The sequence below is a fragment of the Clostridium sp. CF012 genome (assembly GCF_018861755.1).
Lineage (GTDB): Bacteria > Bacillota > Clostridia > Clostridiales > Clostridiaceae > Clostridium_AD.
Genome location: NZ_JAHLEF010000084.1, coordinates 1 through 1,889 on the forward strand (window position 1 = coordinate 1; position 1,889 = coordinate 1,889).

Here is a 1,889-nt window from a genome sequence, read left to right on the forward strand (position 1 = left end):
AACTCTACAGTCGAGTAGACTTACACCTCACAATGTAAGCCCCTCACAGAATCCGTACGTGCGGCTTTCCCGCATACGGCTCCTCATAATAACATTCACAGTTAAAACAACTTAAAATATATCTTTGGTTTCGCTAAAGGATAATATTTCAGCATTTCTAAATAGCCATCCCAGCTATAGCTTTTCATATCACTTCGCCTATTCAGTGTCTTAAATATAAATTGCTGTACTCTATGCAGAAAGTTTGTTAGCATCTTACCATTGAAAGATGCTCCATAGTACCTATAATGTCCAACCAATTTGAGATTTAATGACTTTATCATTTCCTTAACTCGCATAGTTCTATTCTCATAGAGCCACTTTTTAGTGTCTTTTAGTTTTTGTCTAAATTTCTTGCTACTTGTTTGTAACATGACACATGGATACCCTCTGCGACTTTTCCCACAATAAAACGTAAAGCCTAAGAAATCAAATGTTTCTGGTTTACCTTCTCCCCTTGCTTTCCGATTACTTTCTGCAAATTTACCGAACTCCAGTAATCTGCTTTTGCTCTCCTCCAGTTCTAGGTTGAACTTTCCCATTCTTTCCTTGAGTTCATCATAGTATTTCTCAGCTTCCCATTTATACTGGAAGCCTGCTATAAAATCATCTGCATAAACTGTCAAAAAGTTATCTCCCTTTATACCTTTTGTAAAAACAACCTTATACCACAACATCAAAGTGTTATGCATATAAATATTGGCTATTATTGGACTTATGATATTTCCTTGTGCAGAGCCGCCTGTACTTTCATCAAATACTCCGTCAGTTATTACTCCAGCTTTCAAGTATTTATTAATAAGCCATAGGAGATTTGGGTCTTTTATGTATACCCCCAAAAATTTCATTATCCATTCATGACTCATGTTGTCAAAGAAGCCTTTGATGTCCGCATCAACAATATAGTTTATTTTTCCTTGATACATTCTGTTATAAACTTCTTTGATAGCATCATGACAACTACATTTCGGTCTGAAACCATGCATATTTCTCAAAAATCTTGGTTCATAGATTGCTTCTAGTATCTTCTTTACTGCTAGTTGTACTATTTTATCTTCATAGGACACAATTCCTAACGGTCGCGTTTTACCATTTCCTTTTGGTATAAATACCCTTAATGATGGTAATGGCTTATATGACTTGTTCTTTAACCGTTTTACTAAGTTAGATATATTTTCTTCCAGATTTACTCCGTATTCTGCTTTTGTAACTCTGTCAATGCCAACTGCCTTATTTCCATCTAGCTCTTTGTGGCACTGTCTAAGCATATCATCATTAATATGATGATATAGCGAAGTAAATTCTGGTTTGCGTGTATTTGCTGATATTTCTGCTATTCTTTCTAATTTTGTTCCCATCATTTCTCCCGTCCCTGAGTACAGATGATGTGTCCTCAGAAAGATTGTTATTACGTAGTCCCCTTCCCTCCACTGGCATTACCCAGTCTCAGCAGTACTATGGGACTATCCGACTGCCTGTCGTCCATTTGACATTCTACGTTTTATTGTTGTTTGTCATACTTATTTCTAAGAAACGACAGGCTCTCCCCAGTTGACAATTAACCATAATGTAAAGCATGATTGGCCCTTTGACCCCGCAGTGCCACATAGTTCTTGCCATTACGACCTATGTGATGTTGCTTTCCGCACCAATTAAGACGTCAGCCCTCTGATATACAAAATTTCGAGGCTCAATAGCTTTTCAACCCTACTTTCTCGCTGTCTACGCTTAGCTCTCACCATTACTGATGACAACTCAAGACTCGCTACTGTTGGTTGGCTAGACCTTACTCAGACAGGATTTCCACCTGCTAGGTTAATTACCCTTAGCTGGGCGCACAATTGGAATTT

General features: G+C 37.6%; 1 protein-coding gene. It reads right to left on the reverse strand.

Annotated features, from left to right (window positions below):
• Positions 1-101: 101 nt before the first annotated feature.
• Positions 102-1,397, reverse strand: coding sequence for a group II intron reverse transcriptase/maturase (ltrA, locus tag KPL50_RS26290; RefSeq protein ID WP_216301429.1), 1,296 nt, complete (start codon positions 1,395-1,397; stop codon positions 102-104).
• Positions 1,398-1,889: the final 492 nt, after the last annotated feature.